This is a genomic window from Nocardia sp. JCM 34519.1 (genome assembly GCF_020361265.1).
Taxonomy (GTDB): Bacteria; Actinomycetota; Actinomycetes; order Mycobacteriales; family Mycobacteriaceae; genus Nocardia; species Nocardia arthritidis_A.
This window is the reverse complement of record NZ_JAIRBR010000022.1, coordinates 24584-44047: the sequence shown is the minus strand read 5'-3', so window position 1 is coordinate 44047 and position 19464 is coordinate 24584. Positions and strand designations below refer to the sequence as shown.

Annotated in this window: 22 protein-coding genes; 10 read left to right on the top strand and 12 right to left on the bottom strand. The window is 66.1% G+C overall.

Annotated elements, in window-relative coordinates:
• Positions 1 to 170: 170 nt before the first annotated feature.
• Complete coding sequence (locus tag LGY53_RS35780) at positions 171 to 917, bottom strand: glucose 1-dehydrogenase (RefSeq protein ID WP_225731131.1); 747 nt, start codon at positions 915 to 917, stop codon at positions 171 to 173.
• Positions 918 to 1043: 126 nt separating this feature from the next.
• Between LGY53_RS35780 and LGY53_RS35775 the strand changes: the two genes are divergently transcribed.
• Complete coding sequence (locus tag LGY53_RS35775; protein WP_225731130.1) at positions 1044 to 1502, top strand: MaoC family dehydratase; 459 nt, start codon at positions 1044 to 1046, stop codon at positions 1500 to 1502.
• A gap of 58 nt (positions 1503 to 1560) precedes the next feature.
• A complete protein-coding gene (locus tag LGY53_RS35770) occupies positions 1561 to 2496 on the top strand; it encodes an alpha/beta fold hydrolase (RefSeq protein ID WP_225731129.1) in 936 nt (311 codons plus the stop codon).
• Here LGY53_RS35770 and LGY53_RS35765 read toward each other — a convergent pair.
• Entirely contained in the window at positions 2489 to 3877 is a 1389-nt protein-coding gene (locus LGY53_RS35765; protein WP_225731128.1) for a wax ester/triacylglycerol synthase family O-acyltransferase, read from the bottom strand. The two genes, LGY53_RS35770 and LGY53_RS35765, sit on opposite strands and share 8 nt — an antisense overlap.
• A 109-nt stretch (positions 3878 to 3986) precedes the next feature.
• Here LGY53_RS35765 and LGY53_RS35760 point away from each other — a divergent pair, with 109 nt between their 5' ends.
• Both LGY53_RS35760 and LGY53_RS35755 read left to right on the top strand, forming a co-directional pair.
• A complete protein-coding gene (locus LGY53_RS35760) occupies positions 3987 to 4949 on the top strand; it encodes a DUF5937 family protein (RefSeq protein WP_225731127.1) in 963 nt (320 codons plus the stop codon).
• 109 nt (positions 4950 to 5058) lie between these two features.
• Positions 5059 to 5202, top strand: a complete 144-nt coding sequence (locus LGY53_RS35755) for a hypothetical protein (RefSeq protein ID WP_225731126.1) — start codon at positions 5059 to 5061, stop codon at positions 5200 to 5202.
• Positions 5203 to 5218: 16 nt separating this feature from the next.
• Here LGY53_RS35755 and LGY53_RS35750 read toward each other — a convergent pair whose 3' ends face one another.
• A complete protein-coding gene (locus LGY53_RS35750; RefSeq protein WP_225731125.1) occupies positions 5219 to 5386 on the bottom strand; it encodes a hypothetical protein in 168 nt (55 codons plus the stop codon).
• A gap of 131 nt (positions 5387 to 5517) precedes the next feature.
• Here LGY53_RS35750 and LGY53_RS35745 point away from each other — a divergent pair, with 131 nt between their 5' ends.
• Positions 5518 to 6342, top strand: a complete 825-nt coding sequence (locus LGY53_RS35745; RefSeq protein ID WP_225731124.1) for an alpha/beta fold hydrolase — start codon at positions 5518 to 5520, stop codon at positions 6340 to 6342.
• Positions 6343 to 6400: 58 nt separating this feature from the next.
• Positions 6401 to 6997: an SMI1/KNR4 family protein gene (locus LGY53_RS35740; RefSeq protein WP_225731123.1), complete on the top strand. Its 597-nt coding sequence runs from the start codon at positions 6401 to 6403 to the stop codon at positions 6995 to 6997.
• A gap of 531 nt (positions 6998 to 7528) precedes the next feature.
• Here LGY53_RS35740 and LGY53_RS35735 read toward each other — a convergent pair.
• From LGY53_RS35735 to LGY53_RS35720, 4 genes are all read right to left on the bottom strand, one after another.
• Complete coding sequence (locus tag LGY53_RS35735; protein ID WP_225731122.1) at positions 7529 to 7732, bottom strand: cold-shock protein; 204 nt, start codon at positions 7730 to 7732, stop codon at positions 7529 to 7531.
• Positions 7733 to 7899: 167 nt separating this feature from the next.
• Positions 7900 to 8091 (bottom strand): hypothetical protein, encoded by a 192-nt coding sequence (locus tag LGY53_RS35730; RefSeq protein ID WP_225731121.1) that lies wholly within the window; start codon positions 8089 to 8091, stop codon positions 7900 to 7902.
• Between the two features lie 184 nt (positions 8092 to 8275).
• Positions 8276 to 9082 carry an LLM class flavin-dependent oxidoreductase gene (locus LGY53_RS35725; protein ID WP_225731120.1) on the bottom strand — a complete coding sequence of 269 codons (807 nt, stop codon included), beginning with the start codon at positions 9080 to 9082 and terminating at the stop codon, positions 8276 to 8278.
• A 161-nt stretch (positions 9083 to 9243) separates the two neighbouring features.
• On the bottom strand, positions 9244 to 10620 hold the full coding sequence (locus LGY53_RS35720; protein WP_225731119.1) for an acyl-CoA dehydrogenase family protein: 1377 nt from the start codon (positions 10618 to 10620) through the stop codon (positions 9244 to 9246).
• Between the two features lie 252 nt (positions 10621 to 10872).
• Here LGY53_RS35720 and LGY53_RS35715 point away from each other — a divergent pair, with 252 nt between their 5' ends.
• Positions 10873 to 11652 (top strand): acyl-[acyl-carrier-protein] thioesterase, encoded by a 780-nt coding sequence (locus LGY53_RS35715; RefSeq protein WP_225731118.1) that lies wholly within the window; start codon positions 10873 to 10875, stop codon positions 11650 to 11652.
• A gap of 21 nt (positions 11653 to 11673) precedes the next feature.
• Here the strand turns inward: LGY53_RS35715 and LGY53_RS35710 are convergent, their stop codons facing one another.
• Both LGY53_RS35710 and LGY53_RS35705 read right to left on the bottom strand, forming a co-directional pair.
• Positions 11674 to 12153 carry a hypothetical protein gene (locus LGY53_RS35710; RefSeq protein WP_225731117.1) on the bottom strand — a complete coding sequence of 160 codons (480 nt, stop codon included), beginning with the start codon at positions 12151 to 12153 and terminating at the stop codon, positions 11674 to 11676.
• Positions 12154 to 12422: 269 nt separating this feature from the next.
• Complete coding sequence (locus LGY53_RS35705; RefSeq protein ID WP_374111281.1) at positions 12423 to 14318, bottom strand: aconitate hydratase; 1896 nt, start codon at positions 14316 to 14318, stop codon at positions 12423 to 12425.
• A 250-nt stretch (positions 14319 to 14568) separates the two neighbouring features.
• Between LGY53_RS35705 and LGY53_RS44515 the strand changes: the two genes are divergently transcribed.
• Both LGY53_RS44515 and LGY53_RS35695 read left to right on the top strand, forming a co-directional pair.
• A complete protein-coding gene (locus tag LGY53_RS44515; protein WP_374111285.1) occupies positions 14569 to 14691 on the top strand; it encodes a hypothetical protein in 123 nt (40 codons plus the stop codon).
• Between the two features lies 1 nt (position 14692).
• Positions 14693 to 15337 carry a cyclase family protein gene (locus LGY53_RS35695; protein ID WP_225731116.1) on the top strand — a complete coding sequence of 215 codons (645 nt, stop codon included), beginning with the start codon at positions 14693 to 14695 and terminating at the stop codon, positions 15335 to 15337.
• Between the two features lie 59 nt (positions 15338 to 15396).
• Here the strand turns inward: LGY53_RS35695 and LGY53_RS35690 are convergent, their stop codons facing one another.
• Together LGY53_RS35690 and LGY53_RS35685 are read right to left on the bottom strand one after the other, a co-directional pair.
• Complete coding sequence (locus LGY53_RS35690; RefSeq protein WP_225731115.1) at positions 15397 to 15735, bottom strand: non-heme iron oxygenase ferredoxin subunit; 339 nt, start codon at positions 15733 to 15735, stop codon at positions 15397 to 15399.
• Between the two features lie 390 nt (positions 15736 to 16125).
• Positions 16126 to 17457 carry a phosphoribosyltransferase gene (locus tag LGY53_RS35685; protein WP_225731201.1) on the bottom strand — a complete coding sequence of 444 codons (1332 nt, stop codon included), beginning with the start codon at positions 17455 to 17457 and terminating at the stop codon, positions 16126 to 16128.
• Positions 17458 to 17717: 260 nt separating this feature from the next.
• On the opposite strand from LGY53_RS35685, the gene LGY53_RS35680 reads away from it, so the two are divergent.
• Positions 17718 to 18053, top strand: coding sequence for a DUF3140 domain-containing protein (locus tag LGY53_RS35680; RefSeq protein ID WP_225731114.1), 336 nt, complete (start codon positions 17718 to 17720; stop codon positions 18051 to 18053).
• An 83-nt stretch (positions 18054 to 18136) separates the two neighbouring features.
• Here LGY53_RS35680 and LGY53_RS35675 read toward each other — a convergent pair whose 3' ends face one another.
• Positions 18137 to 19438, bottom strand: coding sequence for a sialidase family protein (locus LGY53_RS35675; RefSeq protein WP_225731113.1), 1302 nt, complete (start codon positions 19436 to 19438; stop codon positions 18137 to 18139).
• Between the last annotated feature and the right edge of the window lie 26 nt (positions 19439 to 19464).

The following is a 19464-nucleotide window of genomic DNA, read 5'->3' as shown; positions in this document are numbered from 1 at the left end:
GTTTTCCGGATGTTTGCGGAGGTGAAGTCGATTAACCGTTCGCGACTTTACATACCGTTCAGTCGGTGCTCAACCGCGGCCCACCCTATGGGCTCGGGAGAAATTTCGCCGCCCGCCGCGCCGAATTATGCCGAGTTGCGCATATCGGAATCGGTCGGGCGGCGTGGAATTCAGGAGAACTGCTTGTACGGGATGCCGACGGTGAGGCCGCCGTCGATGACGAATTCGGCGCCGGTGGAGTAGGACGACTCATCGCTGGCCAGGAAGGTGATCAGCGCCGAGACCTCCGTCGGCGCGGCGGCGCGCCCCAGCGGGATCTGCAGCAGATCGGCCGGGATCTTCTCGGTCATCGTCGTGGTGATCAGGCCGGGATGCACCGAGTTCACCCGAATTCCGTACTGCGCCAATTCGAGTGCCGCCGATTTCGTCAGCCCGCGCACCGCGAATTTGGTCGCGGTGTAGCCGTGCAGACCCGCGGTGCCGCGCAGACCCTCCACCGAGGAGATATTGATGATCGAACCGCCGTCGCCCGCCTCGATCATCGCCCGCGCCCCGGCCTGCATGCCGAGAAAGGTGCCGGTGAGGTTGATGTCGACGATCTGCTGCCACTTGTCGAGTTCGAAATCGGCGAGCAGGTTACCGTTCGCGATGCCCGCGTTGTTCACCAGGACATTCAGTGCGCCGAAGCGCTGCACCGCCTCCTCGACGGCGGCCCGCCACTGCTCGGGCTCGCGCACGTCGAGGTGCACGTAGGTGGCGTTGTCGCCGAGTTCCTTGGCGACCGCGGTGCCCTCCTCGTCGAGGACGTCGCTCAGGACCACCCGGGCGTCCTCGGCCACCATGGCGCGCGCGTGCGCGGCGCCCATCCCGCGGGCCGCGCCGCTGATCAATGCCACCTTGCCGGTCAAACGCCCCATCGCGGGACCTCCTTGTCTCGTCACCGAATCCCCGTCAACTTACCTGCGAAATTCCCGATGCGCCCCCGCCCGTGGTCGGATCCATTCGGCGTGCGCCCGAACGGATTTCCCCGCTACCGTGGCGATATGAGTGAGCCGATCACCTTCACGATGGCGACGTTGCGGCAGGCCGCTGGCACCGATCTCGGCGTGAGCCGCTGGCTGACGGTGGCGCAGGACCGCATCGACGCATTCGCCGCGGCGACCGAGGACCGCCAGTGGATCCACGTGGATCCAGAGCGCGCCGCGGCCGGTCCGTTCGGCACCACCGTCGCACACGGCTATCTCACGCTCTCGCTGCTGCCGTCGCTGATGGCCGACCTGATCGCGATCACCGATGCGTCGGCGCGACTCAACTACGGGCTCAACAAGGTTCGTTTCCCGGCGCCGGTGCCCGCCGGCTCCCGGATCAGGGCGCGGGCCGTGATCGTCGGCGTCGACGAGGTGCCGGGCGGGCTGCAGGTGGTCGTTCGGGCGAGCATCGAACGGGAGGGCGGCGAGAAACCGGTCTGTGTCGCGGAGTATCTGGTCCGCGCGCTGGATTGAGCGGTAGCATCCGTTGTAGAACCTGTTTCATTTTCGGGCCGGGTGAAGGAGGCGCCGAATGCGATCGAGCCGCCTGCGCGAACAATTCGGCGTTCCCGGCAGCAGTGCGGTGCCCGGCGGCCGGCTCGTCGAATTGCCCGGCGGCCGAACCTATGTCGTCGACATACCGGGCCCGGACGACGCGCCGACGCTGCTGCTCCTGCACGGCGCCGGGTGTACCGCCTATCTCAACTGGTTTCCGGCGCTGACCGAGCTGGCCGCGCATTTCCGCGTGGTGCTCTACGACCAGCGCTGGCACGGTCGCGGCATCCGCGCGGACCGGTTCCGCATCGCCGACTGTGCCGACGACGTGGTCGCGGTGCTCGACGCGCTCGGCGTCGACGGCGCGATCTGCGCCGGTTATTCACTCGGCGGTGTCGTGGGATTGCTTGCCGCGCATCGTTATCCGGACCGGGTGCGGGGGTTGGTGCTCTGCGCGACGCCCTACCGTTTCCAAGAGAAGTGGCGGGAGCGGGCATTTCACCGGGCCTACGGTGCGCTCGCCGCCGCGTTCGGGTCGTACGCCTATCGCCGCGCGTCGGAGTACTGTGCGCGATTACCTGAAATGCCCGAATGTTCGTGGGCTCCTGATGGATTCAATGCCTGGGCGCTCGGTGAGCTGCGCAGTACCAGCGGCTGGGCGGTGTCCCAGGTGATCGCCGAGGTCGGCCGGTTCGACGCCGGTCCGTGGCTCGGCGCGCTGCGAGCGCCGACGGCCGTGGTGATCACCACCCGCGATCACGCGATTCCGGTGTACCGGCAATTGGAGATGGCGACGATGATTCCCGGCGCCACAATCCATTTGGTCAATGGCGGGCATGCGGCGTGCGTGCTGCGCGCGGACCGCTTCGTGCCGGTGCTGGTTCGTGCCTGCGCCGATGTCGCCGCGCGGCAGGCGGGGAAGAGGGGCCTGTCCGACGCCGATGGCGAACAGGACGTCCCGGATGTCAGTTGAAATGCCTTGCGGCGTCGAGTAATTCGCCGACAACCTCGGGTACCGCCGCGGCGAGCGCCGCGATATCGGGCACCAGCTCCTTACATGCGATGAACCCGAAATCGAGATCGCCGTTGTTCGACAGCACCGTGACGGTCAATCCGGCGCCGTGGAATACCGGCCCGAACGGATACATCCCGTCCACCTTGACGCCGAGGAAGTACAGCGGCATCGGCGGGCCGGGCACATTCGACACGACCAGGTTGTGCACCACCGGATGGCGTTCGCACAGCTTCAGCGAGGAATACACCCGGGCGGCAAGTTGAAAGGCGTTGGGCGGGGCGTACTTCGACCAGTCCTGCAGGAAATCGGCGCCGATCAGGTCGTGCTCGGCCTTGGCGCCGCGATTGGCCTCGGCCACCTGGCGCAGCCGCTCCACCGGATCGGCGATATCGGTGCCGAGCCGGCAGAACAGCGTCGACACCTTGTTGATACCCGCGGTGTGCCTGGTGGATTCGTGCACCGACACCGGCACCGAGGCGATGAGCGAGGTCTCCGGCAGCTCGCCGTGCTTTTCGAGATAGCTGCGCAGTACGCCGGCCACGATGGTCAGCACCACGTCGTTGACCTTCACCCCGAATGCCGTCTTGATCTCCTTGATGCCGGCGAGTTCGGTTTCGGTGAACGCGACCGAACGGTGCGGGGTGATCGCGAGATTGAACGGTGTGCGCGGTGCGGTGAACGGCAATGCCATGCCCGCCTTGTTGTTTCGCCGCCGCTGCGCGAAACCGGCCACCATGCCGAGAGTTTTCGGCACCATGCCGAGCATGCCCGCCTTGGCCGGGAAGCGAAGAGCGGCCTGGGCGAACAGCTTCCAGTCCTCGGGCGTCGATTCCGGTTGCCACGGTTCGGGTTCCGGCCTGCTTGTGCCGGGTTCCAGATCGCACAGGTGCATCATCATATTGGTGCCGGTGATCCCGTCCACCGTGGCGTGATGGTATTTGCAGATCACCGCGATCTTGCCGGATTCGAGGCCCTCGACCACCGTCATCTCCCACAGCGGCCGGTCCCGGTCCAGCGGTCTGCCCGCGATATCGCCGACCAGTTCGGCCAATTCGGCGCGCCCGGCCGAACCCGGCAGTCCGACCCGGCGCACGTGGTAGTCGAGGTCGAAATCGCCATCCGCCACCCAGACCGGATGATCGAGGTTGAACGGCACCTCGTGCACCCGCCGCCGCATCTGCGGAATCAGCGGCAACCGCCTGGCGAGTTCGGCCTTGAACGTCTCGAAAGAATACTGCCCCGGTTCGGGATCCAAGATCAGCAGCGCACATACGTGCAGGTGCTGTGTCCCCGTTTCCAGATAGAGAAAGCTGGCATCAAGCCCGGTCAATCGCTCCATAGCGAAAGACTACTAGAACAGGTTCTAGAAATTCGGGCTTTGTGGCGAGAGCGGTTCCGGCGCAGGCGGTTTAAGCTCGATCCGTACCGTCCGATCAGGGGGCCGCGCAATGTTGCGGATACAGTGCACCGCCGATGATCTGCTTCGGGTGACGATCGCCGGGCAGCCGTTACCGCTCGCCGAAGCGGCGATCGCGATGGCCATGATTCAACGCCGGGATGCCCATCCGGTCTTCGCGCCGTGGCGGAAACGGGTCCTGCGAGGATTGCCCAGCCAAGCGCACCCGCTGCTGCAGCTGGTATCGCCGCGCGGCGCGGGTCCCGATTTCCTGGAGCCGCCCAGCGTCGATTTCGACGAGGGTATCGATCGGATCATGTCGACGCCGCTCGCCACGGTGCGAGCCGAACTGCGGTGGATGAGCGCGATAGATCGTCCGGTCACCCCATGGGTTCGCCTGCTCGCGGAGCGGGACCGAGACGCCTGGCGGGAGCTCGAGCAGGCGCTGAGGAGCGGCTACCGTGCCGTTCTGGCCGAGCGGTGGCCCCAGCTGCGGGCCGCCTTCAACGCTGAAACCGCCTGGCGGACAAGGATTCTTGCCCGCGACGGCCTTTACGCCGCGCTGAGTGGTCTCGCCCCGTCGATCCGCTGGCGCGACACCACAACCCTCGAAGTCGACTCGCCGAACGACGCCACCATCATGCTCACCGGACGCGGCATCATCCTCTATCCGACCCTGCTGTGGACGGGGCATCTGCTCGCCGGGCAACACCCGGACGGCAGACTGCTCCTCTTCTATCCGGCCGCGACGCCACTGCCGCTGCTGGACGCGCCGGCGCCCGCCGAGCCGATCACGGCCCTGCTCGGCGCCACCCGCGCCCGCGCCCTGCGGGTGCTGATCCATCAGCGCACCACCAGCGAGCTCGCCCGCGATCTCGACGTCACCGTGCCCGCCGCATCTCTACAGGCCAAGACGCTTCGCGAGGCCGGTCTGGTCGCCTCCCAGAGGGACGGCAAGGCGGTCCTGCATCAGTGCACGCCGCTCGGTTTGGACCTGCTCACCGCGGGCGCGTAGCCGTACCGCTGTCCCGGCGTCGCCGGAATGCTGCCATTCCTTGATTCCGCTGTGGCGCAACGGAAGTCGCTTCTCCTACGGTTGAAGACCGAGTCTGCGGGAGTCAGCGATGAAGCGCATTCTTTTTCTCGTGATGGCGGTTATCGTCGCCATATCGGCCTACGACTACGGCGCATCCGCGGACCACTACGTACTGGTCGTCGCCGGTGGATTTCTCACCGCGATGTTCCTGATCGGCAAGTGCATCGAATAAACCCTGCCGTATCGAATCACGAACCCTTGAAGAACCGCAGATAGAACGCCACGAACAGCAGGACGATCCCGACGTTCGCGGCCAGCCGCGCCCAGAAATATCCTCTGAAGAAAAGGACGTCCACGGCGACCACGACGGCCACCAGTGTGAGTACGAAGATCACGACACCTGTCTGTCGTCCCATCCTCTATTTGTACTACGCACCGAAGTGTCGACCGTGTCGTTGCAGCGAGGTGTTTTCTCGGATTCCAGGTATCAGGGGGAATGTCAGAACGCAGTCAGGTCGGTATCAGTCGGGTCGGCGACGGTATTCCCATGAACAACGCAGCGCAGAACCGCACCGGCAATTCGAACGACTCGGCCTGGACCGGCATGATTCCCGTCGACGACACCGAGCTGGCCGTCACCGACACCGGTGGTCCCGGCCGTCCCGTGGTCTACCTGAACGGCTCCTACGCCAGCCAGCGGCACTGGCGACCGGTGGTCGCCGAACTCGGCGCCGACTGGCGGCACATCACCTACGATGAACGCGCCCGCGGCCGGTCGAAGAGGTCGGCGGATTACTCCTTCGAGGCCTGCCTGCGCGATATCGATGCCGTGCTGGCCGCGCGCGGGGTGGACCGGCCGGTGCTGGTCGGTTGGTCCTATGGGGCCGCGCTCGCATTGCATTGGGCCACAAGGAATCCCGACCGCGTCGCCGGAGTGGTGATGGTCGACGGCGGCTATCCCTGGGATTATCTGGCCACCGTCGAAGGCGGCCCGGAGGCCGGCAAAGAGGAGATCCGGCGGCTGTTCCGGCGCTTCAAGCCGCTGCTGCCGCTGGTCCGGTTGACCGGCAACGCGGCCCGCATGAGCGCCGCCGAACACGCCGAGATCAATATCGAACTCAACGAGATCGTCGCCGCGGGCGCCCCCGTCTTCGACCGGGTGAGCTTCCCCATGCGATTCGTCGTGGCCTCGGGCTCGGCCCTGGGCGCCACCGCCGAAGGACACGCCGCGATGCGCGCCACCCTCGACCCGATTCTGGCCCGCAACCCCAACGTCCGAGTGAGCGCGACCGTCCCGAGCAACCACTCCACCGTCGTACGCAAAGATTTCCGCGCCGTCGCCGCGACCGTCCGAGAAGTCGCCCGCCGCTGACGCCGTATCACCGGATTATTCGGTGGCGTCGAGAATGGTCTGTTGTCACGATGGGCGAGTGGAAAAGGGTCTGGGGGAGCGGTTGGCGCGGATTGAGAGTCGGCTGGCGCATCTGCGTGAGCTGGATGTGCCTCGGCCGGGCGCGTCCAATTTCGTCGATGACGACGACCGACGGCTCCCCGGCTATGTGATGTTCGGTGCCGATCTCCATCGCCACGAGAACCGAGCGGTACCGGAACATGCGCTGCAGCGTCTCGAGGCTGCGATGAAATGTCCGCTCCCCGAGGGCTTTCGAGGTTTCCTGAGCCGGATCGGCACCGGTAGCGGTCCGTACTACGGGATTCCATGGTCGAAGTTGGAGCGTTGCGCGAGCCCGGCGTGCGCGCAGGCCTTTCCGGCGGGAAGCAGCGGCCCCATCTACCGCGACGAGGATGATGACGGTATCGAGCATGGTTACCTGGTGATCACCGACATGGGCTGTGGGGACGAGGTGGCGGTGATCACCGCGGGGCAGTCTCGCGGACACGTGGTGTTCCTGCTGTACAACAGCGCCGAATGGCAGCTGGGCCCGGAATTCCTTGACTTCTACGAGAACTGGATCGAGCGCGGTATCGAGGGCCTGAGCCGGCAGCCGCACCCGCGGATGATCGTGTAGCCGAATCGGGCCCTAGCCGTGGCAGTAGACCCGGGCCAGCACTGTGTCGTCGGGAAGCGAATCGACATAGCGGGCAATGCCGCCGGGCGGTCCTCGGCGGCCAGCGTACCGATGTGTCTGCGGCCGAGGGAGATTCGTGAAGACCGCCCTCTAGATCATTTCGGTGCGACTGTTCGGGCAGGTTGGGTGGTGTTGTCTGAAGAGCTGGTCGGTGGGTCGGTCGGCGGTTCGGGCTGCACGGACGATTCACCCGGGCTCGACTTGGGGCGAGAGTTGTGTTCTCGCACATCGTCGGGCACCGCGAGGAATAGCGGCTGTCGATCGATGTGGGCCGTCTCGGCTGGTGTGCTGTCGGGAGCCTTGTGCTCGTGACTGAACAGCTGGGCACGGAAGGAGTGCTCGTCGCTCACAATTGTCTTTCTCGGTTGTTGTGACATGTGGGTTTCGCGTGGCCCCGGCTGTGCTGTTCCGCGCAATCGCCCGAAAAGCAGGAAACCCGCGCCGTTGGCGCGGGTTTCGTACTGTCGGCTCCTAGATGGCGCGGACGCTTTGGGCTTGCGGACCCTTCTGGCCTTTGCCGATCTCGAACTCGACACGCTGCCCCTCCTCGAGGGACTTGAAGCCGGAGCCGGAAATCTCGGAGTAGTGGACGAAAAGGTCGGGGCCGCCATCATCTTGCGCGATGAACCCGAAGCCCTTTTCGCCGTTGAACCACTTCACACTGCCTTGCGACATACTGTTGTTTTTACTTCCTGTTGTGAGCCGAGCGATCACATCAACAACCCGTGCTCGTTGCCCAGCATGTCACACTCCTGCGTGTCAGCCAGAAGCAGCCCGGTCAGCAGTGGATCGACGACGCCACGCGGCCGCCGTCGCTGAGCGTCGCGGGTGTACTTCGCCCGCTACTTCAATTCGGACAAATCGAGGCCAAGCATGGCCAGCAGTTGTATGCACTCGGCAGCGTCCTGTGCGTGGACGGCTGTCGTCCTCGCCGCCAGCGCGTTCCGCTCGAGATGCGCCGCCTTCTCAGCGGCGCGAACATCCGCGAACGGGATTGCCGGATCGACGAAACAGCTACTTCGGGCCGATGCCATGAAGACTCCTTGCGAGTAGCCCCGACCGAACGCCTGATGCCTGCGATCGAGGGCCGATACTCGACCACGACCCGCCGCATCCTGCGTGACGGCCGAAGATCGTGTTCGATTGCTGTCGACGTTACCCGCTCGGCCGCCGCGGTACTCGGCTACCCCTTTACCGGCCCCCGAGATCGACGCTCGGCTAGCGTCCGGCGAGCTCGGCGACGATCGGGGCGAACCTTTCGGCGAAGTCGGCGCCGAAGACGAAGTAGGAGAAGCCGATTTCCTCGCGGCGGCGCTGGATTTCCTCGGCGGCGGCCGCCGGGTCGTCGGGAAGCACGGTCAATGCGTCCGCGGCGTGGAGTGCGGCGGTGTCGGTGTCGGGGGGCGCCATATGCGGTGCGACGGTGTCGCCGATAACCGGGATGGCGAGCGCGAGTTCGACATCGGCGAGAGCGCGGAAATCGCTTGCCAGCCGCGCGACTTCGTGCCGAGGGTGAGCGCCGAGCACGAAGGTGACGGTATCGGCGACCTCGGCCGCCAACGCCTGGGCCTTCGGGCCGAGTACGGCCATTGCCACGGGCGTGTGCAGGCCGGGGCCGTCGAGTTCGCGCAGTGTCCGGACGGTTTCACGGATCTGTGCCAGCCGCTCGTGCGGCGGCGGTACGGCGGGCATCCCCTTATCGCGCAACTCGTCCTCGATTCCCGGTCTGCCGGTGCCGATGCCCATCTCGAAGCGGCCCTCGGTCAGCAGCGAAAGCGAATGCGCTTCCCACGCCGTCAGCCAGGCCGGACGCAGCGGAGAGGCGTACACCCACGTGCCGACGCGCAGGTCGGTCAGTGCCGCGACGGTGGCCAGCATGGGACCGGGCGCCGGTTGCAGCTGCGGGAAGTCGGGCACGAGCAGCGTCGAGTAGCCGCTGTCGGCGATGCGGCGCACGCGATCTCGCCACGTCGGCACGTCGGTTCTGAGCGGGGCGACGACCCCGAATCGAAATGGTCTCGTCATGACCGAATTCCTCTCCGCGTCGGTGAGATCAGCCACTCCTGACGGACCATGATCTCATTCGGTACTCAGAGACTTCGACGACTGATCCGCGCGGAATTCATCGGTGCGGCCGCGATCGCGGATGTTCGTGAGGTCGTCTGCGGCCCGATAGCGCGAATGGCTCAGTGCGGTGGCCGAAGTACCTTCATCGCGGCTTTCCTGACCGGTTCCGGCACATGGTCTTTCATCTTCAATGCCGCGGCCGCGGCCCTGATTCGGATCTCGGTGCCGCGGCCGAACATCTTGTTCAGCGGGCCGCCGGACGGCTCGAGTCGGATATGCATCGGTGGTTTGCCGCCCGCCGCTCCCAGGGCACCGGAGATCACGATGCGTTGGATTTCGCTGGTGCCCTCGAAGATGGTGTACAGCTTCGCGTCTCGGTACCACTTTTCGACCGGATGATCGGTGATGTAACCCCATCCGCCCATCGTTTGGATGGCGCGTTCGGTGGTTTGCACCGCGACCTCGCTGGCCGCCAGCTTCGCCATCGAACCTTCGCCGCGTTCGTGGGGCACGCCGTTGGCCGCCATCCAGGATGCCCGCCAGGTCAGCAGCCGCGCGGCATCGATTCGCGTCGCCAGATCCGCGATCGGGAAGCCGATGCCCTGATGGTCGATGATCGGCGCGCCGAACGCCTCCCGCCGGTTGGCGTAGTCGGTCATGTATTCCAGTGCGGCCCTGGCGATTCCGAGCGCTTGCGCGGCGACCATCGGGCGGGTCTGCGCGAAAGTGCCCAAGGTGGCCGAGTCGCCGTGACCGTCCTGGGCCGACGCATGCGCTCGGGCCAGCCTGTGCTCGAGTTTCTCCGGCCCGCCGAGCAGGTGATCACTCGGCACCCGCACTTGATCGAATTTCAACTCTGCGGTGTGCGATGCCCGGCAACCCAACTTGTCCAGCTTTCGCACCAGCTCCAAACCCGGTGTGCCGCCCGGTATTACGAACAGCGCCTGGCCGTGGTGCCCGAGCCGGGAGTCCACCACCGCGTTCACGACGTGCACATCGGCGATGCCGCCGTTGCCGATCCACATCTTGTGTCCGTCGATAACCCAATCCGCGCCGTCGCGGACGGCGCGCGTGCGCAGGTTGCGCACATCGCTGCCGCCCTCGGGTTCGGATATCGCGAGCGCGGCGAGCTTCAAATCCCCTGGGGTGCCGAAACATTCGGGCGCCCACCGCAGCATCTGCTCGGGGGTGGCGGCCTGGCCGATCGCCGAAAGGGCCAGCGCGGGCATCACGATTGCCAATCCGATACCGGCGCAGCCCCAGAACAGTTCTTCCATGAACATCGGCAGCGATAAACCGGTTCGGTCACCGATGAGGTCGCGGTAGAAAAGCGGGCTGTAGAACCCTCGCTCGGCGGCTTCCTCGAGCACCGGCCACGGGAATTCCTGGGTCCGGTCGTAATGGGCGGCCACCGGCCTGATGCGGTCCTGCGCGAATTCATGGACGCGCGTCACCAAGTCGTGCTGCGCGACCGTCGGTGTCAAGTCGAACGTCACGATTTCTCGATACCCGGCCAGAGCCGGTCGACACCTCGCCCGCACCGGCGCGGGCGACCCGAATCCTTGCCGAACAATCGACGCTACGCCGCGAAATCCCGAAAAGTACGGTGGCCGCGGTCTTTCCCATCCGGCCCGGATCGGCCGTCGAATAGGCGAGCGTCTATGACATAACAAGCTCGCACCGTGTCGAGCCGGGCTGTCGGGTGCCTCGGTCGGTACGCTCGCGCCTGGCCTGCGAAAGGAGCGTTCATGAGTGCCGCCACCGCCGTCGATCGGTTGGCCGATATCGCGTTTCCGTTGCCGCCGTGTCCGGACCTGAGCCGGGCCTTCCATGAGGAATGGCCGGTTCGGTTGGGAGACACCGACGGTGAGCAGCGGTTGCGGCTCGACGCGGTGGCCAGATATCTCCAGGACATCGGGTACGACCATCTGAAGGTGGTCGAGGAGGGGGACCTGCATTCCGGCTGGATCGTGCGCCGCACCGTGATCGACGTGCTGCGGCCGATCGAGTTCGGCGACCGGGTGCATCTGCGGCGCTGGCCGTCGGCGCTGTCGAATCGGTGGTGCAATATGCGCATCCAGGTTCGCAGCGAGAACGGTGGCTTGATCGAGACCGAGATGTTCCTTATCCACGTCGATATCGAAGCCGGGCGCCCGGCCCGGATGAGCGACCGATTCATGGCGCCGATGCTTGCGGCGACCACGGAACACCGGCTGCGGTGGAAAGCCGCGTTGGCCGAGTACACCCGCGCCGACGCCGAGACGTGGCCCTTTCCCCTGCGGGTGACCGATGTCGACCACTACGGGCACGTCAACAACGCCGTGCACTGGGAAGCGGTGGAGGAGGCGCTCGCGCGGTTCCCCGATGCGCACACGCCGCCGTACCGGGTGATCGTCGAGCACGTCGGCCCGGTGATGGCGGGCGACGACGTGCTCATCCGCGCCTGGCGGTCCGATTCCGCGCTGCACGTGCAGCTCGAAGTCGACGGCGGCGCACGGACATTGGCACGCATCGAATCTCGGTCCTGAGCGGCCCGGCGCAAGTTCCGGTCAGCTGATGTCGATCGTCCCGTCGAACACCATCGGTGTCGGTCCGGGCTGGCAGTCCCGGAACATGTTGGTGGGCATGGGCAGTCCGTAGCCGATCATGTTGGGCGCACCATCGCGGCCCTTGGCGACGGTGATCTGGATCGCCATCGAATCGGGTGCGAACACCATGACCGGTTCGCTGGTGGTGATCGGGTAGATCAGCGAAACCGTGTCGCCTTCGACGCGCAGGCAGGTCACGGGGCCGGTGACCCGCACGGGCAGCGGCATGCCGCCCAATTGGGCGGTGGCCAGGTAGGTTCCGGTAGCGGGGCCGTCTCCCTGTCCCTGCGCGTCGACGTGCAGAACGCTCAGGCCCATCACCTGCATATTGCCGTTGATCGATACGCTCGCCGGCGCTGCCGCCGCCTGCCCTGTCGTCGCGACCGCAGCCGCCGCGACCATGGCGGTCGTTGCGGCGAAGCGGATAAGCCGAGTAGTCATACGAACTTCTCCTCCGGTGGATTTCGTCCGCCGGATACCCGATGCGGGACGGCTTATTCCGTACCCGGGCGCTCCTGATCGGGGCACGCCCGGAGACCGATCCTCTGCCAGAACCTGCGCCGGTCGATGTCGATGTCAGAGGTCGCCCGGCGGTTGTTCGTCACCGAGGGGTCCCGCCGCCGGGTCATTCGGCGAGCAGGGGGATGATTCCGCCCGCGAGCACCGCCTGGATTTGGCGTTCGGACAACCGGTGACGCAGCAGGATGTCGTCACCTCGGCCGCCGGTGATGTGCACCGAAATCGGGGGTTGCCGTCTGTAGTGCTTTGCGGAGCCCGTCGATATGCAGCACGTCGCCTTGGTCGATCCGGTCGTAGTCGTCGGGGTTGTCGAATTCGAACGCCAGGATGCCGAAGTTGGCCAGGTTCTGCCAGTGGATTCGTGCGAACGATTTGGCGATGACGGCCCGCAGGCCCAGGTAGCGGGGTGTGATCGCGGCGTGCTCGCGGGAGGAGCCCTGGCCGTAATTCTCGCCGGCGACGATGATATGCCCGGTGCCGGAAGCGATCTCGGCGGCCCGTGTCGGGTAGGTCTCGTCGATTTGGGTATAGGTGAACTCGGCCAGTTTCGGAATGTTCGACCGGAACGGCAAGGCATGGGCCCCGGCGGGGGATATCTCATCGGTGGAGATGTTGTCGCCGACCCGGAGCAGCACCGGCGCCTCGATCACATCCGGCAGTGGCTCGAAGTCCGGCAGTGCGGAGATGTTCGGTCCCTTGACCAATGGCACGTGGCGGGCCTGCTGCTCGGGTAGCGGCGGCACCAGCATGGCGGTGTTCACCGACGCGTGCGCGGGAAGGGCCAGCTCCGGGTATGTCAGATCGAGCTGCTCGGCGAGGTCTCGAGGATCGGTGATCGCCCCGGTCAATGCCGAGGCCGCAGCGGTCTCCGGCGAGCACAGCCACACCGAGTCCTCCCGGGTGCCGGAGCGGCCCGGGAAATTTCGCGGCATGGTGCGCAGCGAGTTTCGTCCGACTGCGGGCGCCTGCCCCATCCCGATGCAGCCCATGCAGCCGGACTGATGGATGCGGGCCCCGGCGCGGATCAACTCGAAGGTGGCGCCCATCCTGGTCAGATCCTCGAAGATCTCCCGCGACGTCGGGTTGATGTCGAAGCTGACGGCAGGATCGGTCTGACGCCCGGAGACCATCGCGGCGGCGATCGCGAAGTCGCGCAGGCCGGGGTTGGCCGAGGATCCGATGACCACCTGGGCGACCGGTTCCCCGGCGACCTCGTGGACGGGCACCACATTGCCCGGTGAGGACGGCTTGGCGATGAGCGGTTCGATGGTCGCCAGGTCGATCTGCTCGTGGATGTCGTAGGTCGCTCCCGCGTCGGCGATTAGTTCGGTGTAGTCGTCTTCGCGGTCCTCGCCCCGCAGAAACTCCCGCACCATGCCGTCGGCGGGGAACACGGTGGTGGTGGCGCCGAGCTCCGCGCCCATGTTCGCGATCACATGTCGGTCCATCGCCGTCAAAGTCGCCAGGCCGGGGCCGTGGTATTCGATGATCCGGTTGAGCCCACCCTTGACTCCGTGACGGCGGAGCATTTCCAGGATCACGTCCTTGGCCGAACACCATTGCGGCAGTTCACCGGTCAGCTCCACGCCCCAGATCTGCGGCATCCGGATGTAGAGCGGTCGTCCGGCGATCGCGAGGGCTACCTCGAGTCCGCCGACGCCGATCGCGAGCATGCCCAATGCCCCACCCGCGGGGGTGTATGAGTCGGAGCCGACCATGGTGACACCGGGCCTGCCGAAACGCTGCATATGTGTCGGATGTGAGACACCGTTGCCCGGCTTGGAGAACCACAGGCCGTACCGGCGGCACGCCGACAGCAGGAACTCGTGGTCCTCGGCGTTCTTCTCGTCGGTCTGCAGCAGATTGTGGTCGACGTATTGCGCGCTGAGGTCGGTGCGGACCCGGTCGAGCCCGAGCGCCTCGAGTTCCTGCATCACCAGAGTGCCGGTCGCGTCCTGGGTCAGCGTCTGGTCGATCCGCAACCCGATCTCCGCACCGGGACTCATCACCCCGGACACCAGATGGGACCGGATCAACTTGCGCGCGACGTTCTGGGGACCATTTTCAGAGAGCTTGTCGATAGCCATCTGCACTCCTAGTCAGCGCCTGCTTGCCCACCGGGGTGCGGACCGCAAACGCCGTCGTCGTCGGATGTCCTGCTCTCCAGCATGCGCCGAAAACGAGTCGATCGAACGCCCGCGCGGCGGCATTACGGCTGGTGGTGACTCGCTATGTTGAGTCCAGGGTTATTCGGCATCGGTGGAGCGCGCACGTGCGGTGGCGCAGAACATGCGCCGTGGTTTGTGGGCCATCATGGAGGAAGTTCGACTTCCGGTCATGTATGACATAGCCAGCCGCGATGACGTCATCGTCGTCACCAAGGAGACCGTGATGAACAACGTCGTGCCCACCATCGTCCCCGCGGGCCACTGCGTCGAGATCGCCGGAACACCGGTATAGCGTGTTCATCGACCTTTCGCATCCCGTAACCAATGGGATGACAACCCTTCCCGGGCTGCCGGAACCACTGATCACGACGCATACCTCGCGGCGGGATGGCCCACTGGTCGACATCTCATACGAGATCGCGCGAGTTGATCTGGTCGGTAACACCGGCACATATGTCGATTCCCCATTCCACTTCGACGCGGACGGTGCCGACATGGCAGATCTGCCCGTGGAACGACTACTCAATGTGCCCATCGTGATGATCCGTGCGGCCGACGAACGCACGGTGGGACCCGACTTGCTCGGCGACCCTGCACGGTTGTGGGGCAAAGCCGTTCTCGTGCACACCGGGTGGTCCAGTCGCTGGGGATCACCCGCGTATCGCGAATCCGATCATCCCTATCTCGTCTCCGACCTGGCGGACGCGTTGGTCGCGGCCAATGTCGCCGTGGTCGGCATCGACTCGCTCGACATCGACGACACCTCTCGGCCCACGAGACCGGTTCATCACACCCTGCTCGGCGCCGGGATACCGATCATCGAGCATTTGACGAACCTGGACCGGGTGCCGGATATCGGTGCCCGGCTCACCGCGCTTCCACCACCGATCCGTGGGATGACTTCCTTCCCGGTCCGCGCCATCGCCACCGTGGGCTAGAACCGCGCCGCCCCCGCGTCTGCGACTCAGCCGACGGGCACCCGGGGGGTCTGGTCCGATTACGGTTGTTCGTTCGGGAACACGTAGACGTCGCCGTCGTGTACCTCGACCCGGTGCGGACGGGTGTCCTCGGTTGCCGGCGGGCATTGCACCGCACCGGTTTTCAGGTCGAACATGCTCGAATGCCGAGGGCATTCGACGCATCCGCCCTCGACCCAGCCCTCCGAGAGGGAGGCGGTGTCGTGGGTACAGGTGTCATCGAGTGCCCACACGGTGCCGTCGCCGTCCCGCAGCAGAGCGATATCGTCAGCTGTGCCGGTGACGCTGCGATCGATCGCGATACCCGCACCGACCGGAATATCGTTGACAGCCGCGACGCGGATGCCATTCCCATTCATCGATCCTCACGCCCCTCCCGGGTAAAAGCCATTGCGCGGCAATGATTTCGGCGTCCAGGTGGGGATGACGGTGATTTGGTCTCCACCGCCGATGCCGGCGATGACCCCGCGGATCGAGTGATCGGCGAAATCGGTGGCGGATACGGCAGAGCCATATGGTCGAGGCTACGACCGTTTCGCGATCACGGCGGTGATCAACCTGTTCACGCAGCGGGCGGTTTCGAGGTCACGGGATCGGGCATAGCGGGCTCGCCCGCGGCGGAGTGTGATGCCTTCCGCTGAGGAGAAAGCGGTGGACTGGCTCGACGCCATCATGCAGGTTCGCGCGTTTTGTTCGGCGCGGGCGAATGGGTGACCGTTGCCTGTCGTTGTCGCGTTGCTTTCGATGGTTCAGGAGGGGGCGCGTCCGGTCGCGGGTAAGGGGGCGAGGCGGGTGCGGAACCAGTCGCGGGCCAGTTCGGCGACCTGTTCGAGGGTGCCGGCCTCGGTGAACAGGTGGGATGCGCCGTGGACGACGCGGAGTTCGGTATCGACCGGGAGTGTGTGCTGGGCATGGCGATTGAGCTCCAGGACCACCGGGTCGCGGCCGCCGACGATGAGCAGGGTTGGGGCCCGCACCCGGTTCAGTGCGTCGCCGGCGAGGTCGGGGCGGCCGCCGCGGGAGACGATCGCGGCGATGTTCAAGCGTGGGTCGGTGGCCGCGCGCAGGGCCGCCGCGGCACCGGTGCTGGCGCCGAAGTAGCCGATCGGCAGTCCGGCGGTGTGGGGCCGCTCGGCGAGGGTGAGGGTGGCGTCGACCAGGCGGCGGGCGAGCAGCGCGATGTCGAAGACGTTGTCGCGGTGGGCTTCCTCGGCGGGGGCGAGCAGATCGAACAGCAGCGTGCCCAGCCCGGCCTGCTCGAGCACCTCGGCGACGTAGCGGTTGCGCGGACTGTGGCGGCCGCTGCCGCTGCCGTGTGCGAACACGACCAACCCGACCGGATGCTCGGGAATGGTGAGATGTCCTGTCAGTTCCACGGTTTCGGCCAGGATGGCGATCTCCTCGTCGTGCGGCGGCGGGTCGGCGGCTGAAACGGGGTGTGGCACAGTGGTTTCCGCGGCGGCGGCACGCAGTAGTTCGGCCACCTCATGGTCGCTGGTCTGGCGGAAGTGGCGGTACCACTGCCCGACGGCGAGGAACACCGGCGGAGCGTGCAGGCAGATCACCTCGTCGGCGTCGTCGCGCAGGGTGGCGAGGGTGTCGCGAGCGGCGACGGGAACGGCGAGCAGCACCCGGGCCGCGCCGCGGGCGCGGGCGACGCGGCAGGCGACACGGACGGTGGCGCCGGTGGCGATGCCGTCGTCGACGACGATCGCGGTGCGCCCGGTCAGGGGAATCGGCGGATCAGGTCCCCGCAGCCGTTCGACTCGACGGGAAAGTTCTGCACGTTCACGAGCTTCCACGCCCGCCTTCTCGGCGTCGGTGAGTAGCGCCGATATCTGCGGGTTGAGCACGCGGACCCCATGCTCACCGATCGCGCCGAAGGCCAGTTCGGGTTGCTGGGGCGCCCCGAGCTTGCGCACCACCAGCACATCGAGTGGCGCGCCCAGTGCCCGCGCGATCTCATAGGCCACCGGAACCCCACCGCGCGTCAACCCGAGCACCACCGCATCCTCGCCGTGCGGCAGCGACAGCCGTTCGGCCAACCGGCGCCCGGCCTCTCGGCGATCCTTGAACACGATGTCGAAACCTCCTGAAAGACCCTCGGTTACGGCCTTCCCGTGTCGCGAGGGCGAAAACCTCCCTCGCCGAACACTGTGAGCGGTTGCGGTTTTCGGCCCGATATTCGTGGTTAATCGCCTCATGACCGCACTACGGTCAGGCGCGATATCAGTGCGCGGCCGGACCGGACGGAGGAATCTACTCGGCGACTATCTCGCCCACACCCTCGGCCGCCGCACGGTGCCGTCATGATCGACGACCGGAACGAATGGAGGCTGACATGGCCGAAACCATTGTGGATGACCGCTTGTGGACCGATTTCCACCATGCGGTGAACATGACCTCCCGCGAGCTGCGGGATTGGTTGCGCACCAATGCCGCAGGCCCCGACACCGAGCCGCTACCCGACGGCAGAGCCACCGAGCTGGGCTATCGTGTGCTCGCGATTCTCGCCAAACGCCGCACCGATCCCGACGCCGACGATGCCGAGGTGATGCGAGCGGTGGTGTGGGAGGTGACCGACGAACACGGTGCTGAACCGGAATCCATTGCCGGACAACCACAGTGGCGGCATCGGCTGATGTCGATCGGACATGACCCGCTGCGCGCTCGCTGACCGGAACGGTCACTATTCGTGGCGGAGAGCAGCGCCTCAGGTCGAATCGGAGTCCAGCCGGGGCAGGCGCTGCCGGGGGTGTCTCAGCTGACGGTGACGCGTGCGGTGAAGATTTCCTGGATGCCGGTGCGGGTGTCGGTCCAGAACGGGAAGTAGCCGAGCGGGCCGGCGGCCAGGCCGAAGTAGTCCCCGATGAACGTGGTGGTCGAGCTTCCGTGCGAGAGCGGGGCGTCGACCGCGGGGTCCCAGGGGTGATCGGTCACGGTGACGCGATCGATGAACGTCTTTCCACCGTCGTAGGACGCGACCATGACGACATTGATCAGGGGCGTGGTCGGCATCCGCCCGAATTCGTAGAAGGCGCAACCGATCACCCCCGCCGGTGTGACGGCGAGCTGCGGATGGAAGTCGTGCAGGGTGGGATCGGAGACGGCTGTTCCCGTGAGCAGCGGATCGCCGGACGGCGAGCCGTCCCAGGTCTGGCCGCCGTCGCCCGAGCGACGGCAGTAGATGCGGGAGACATTCTCCCGATAGTCGGCCCAGGCCACGACGAGGCTCCCGCCGGGTCCGGCGACTGCGGCCGGAATCGTATCCACTCGGAAGGTCCCACCGGGTAGTTCCGGGAAGCCGTCCGGTGCGTTCAGCCCGGCGGCGTCCAAAGACGTGATGCCGCTGGCGATCACCGCGGGATCGGAGAACGTTTCACCGCCGTCGGTGGACCTGACGAACTTCAGCTCGAATTGGTTCGTCCAGACGATGTAGAGGGTGCCGTCAGGGGCGACCGTGAGGGAAGGCGAGAAGGAGTCGTCGGCCAAACCGGTGCCGACGGCGTCGCTCCCGGCGCCACGCCAGGTCTGGCCCAGGTCGGTCGTGCGGGCGAAACGCAGTGCCGCCTGGGTCGGCGTGCCGTCGTCCCAGGCTCCGTAGACATTGCCGTAGAAGGGACTGTTCGGATAGGTGTCGGAGGTGAGTTCCTGTTTGTCGTCGCCGCTGCTCTGATGGATGAGCTGTGGTGCGCCCCAGGTGCGTCCGCTGTCGGTCGAGCGGTAGATGGCGATGCCGATGAGCGGCGCGTTCGCGCCGGGTCCGAACGGCAGCGCGAGCAGATACGCATTTCCGCTCCGGTCGAAGGCGACGGCCGGATCGGAGGTACCGGCCCAATCCGACGGCACCGCCGGCATCGACTCCGTCCACGTCGAGCCGCCGTCGAAGGTGTTGTAGGTGGACAGGGCAAACGCATACGTCGCGGGATCGGTGAATCGCTTCGAGGACCCCACCATATTGTTGGCATCCTGCGGGTTGACCGCGAGTGCGGACTCGCTCCGATCGTTATTCGGATTGCTGTCGTGGGTGACCTGGATATTGGCGCCAGGGGTGAGTGTCATGATCCGCGCCTCCTGAGTGGATGTAT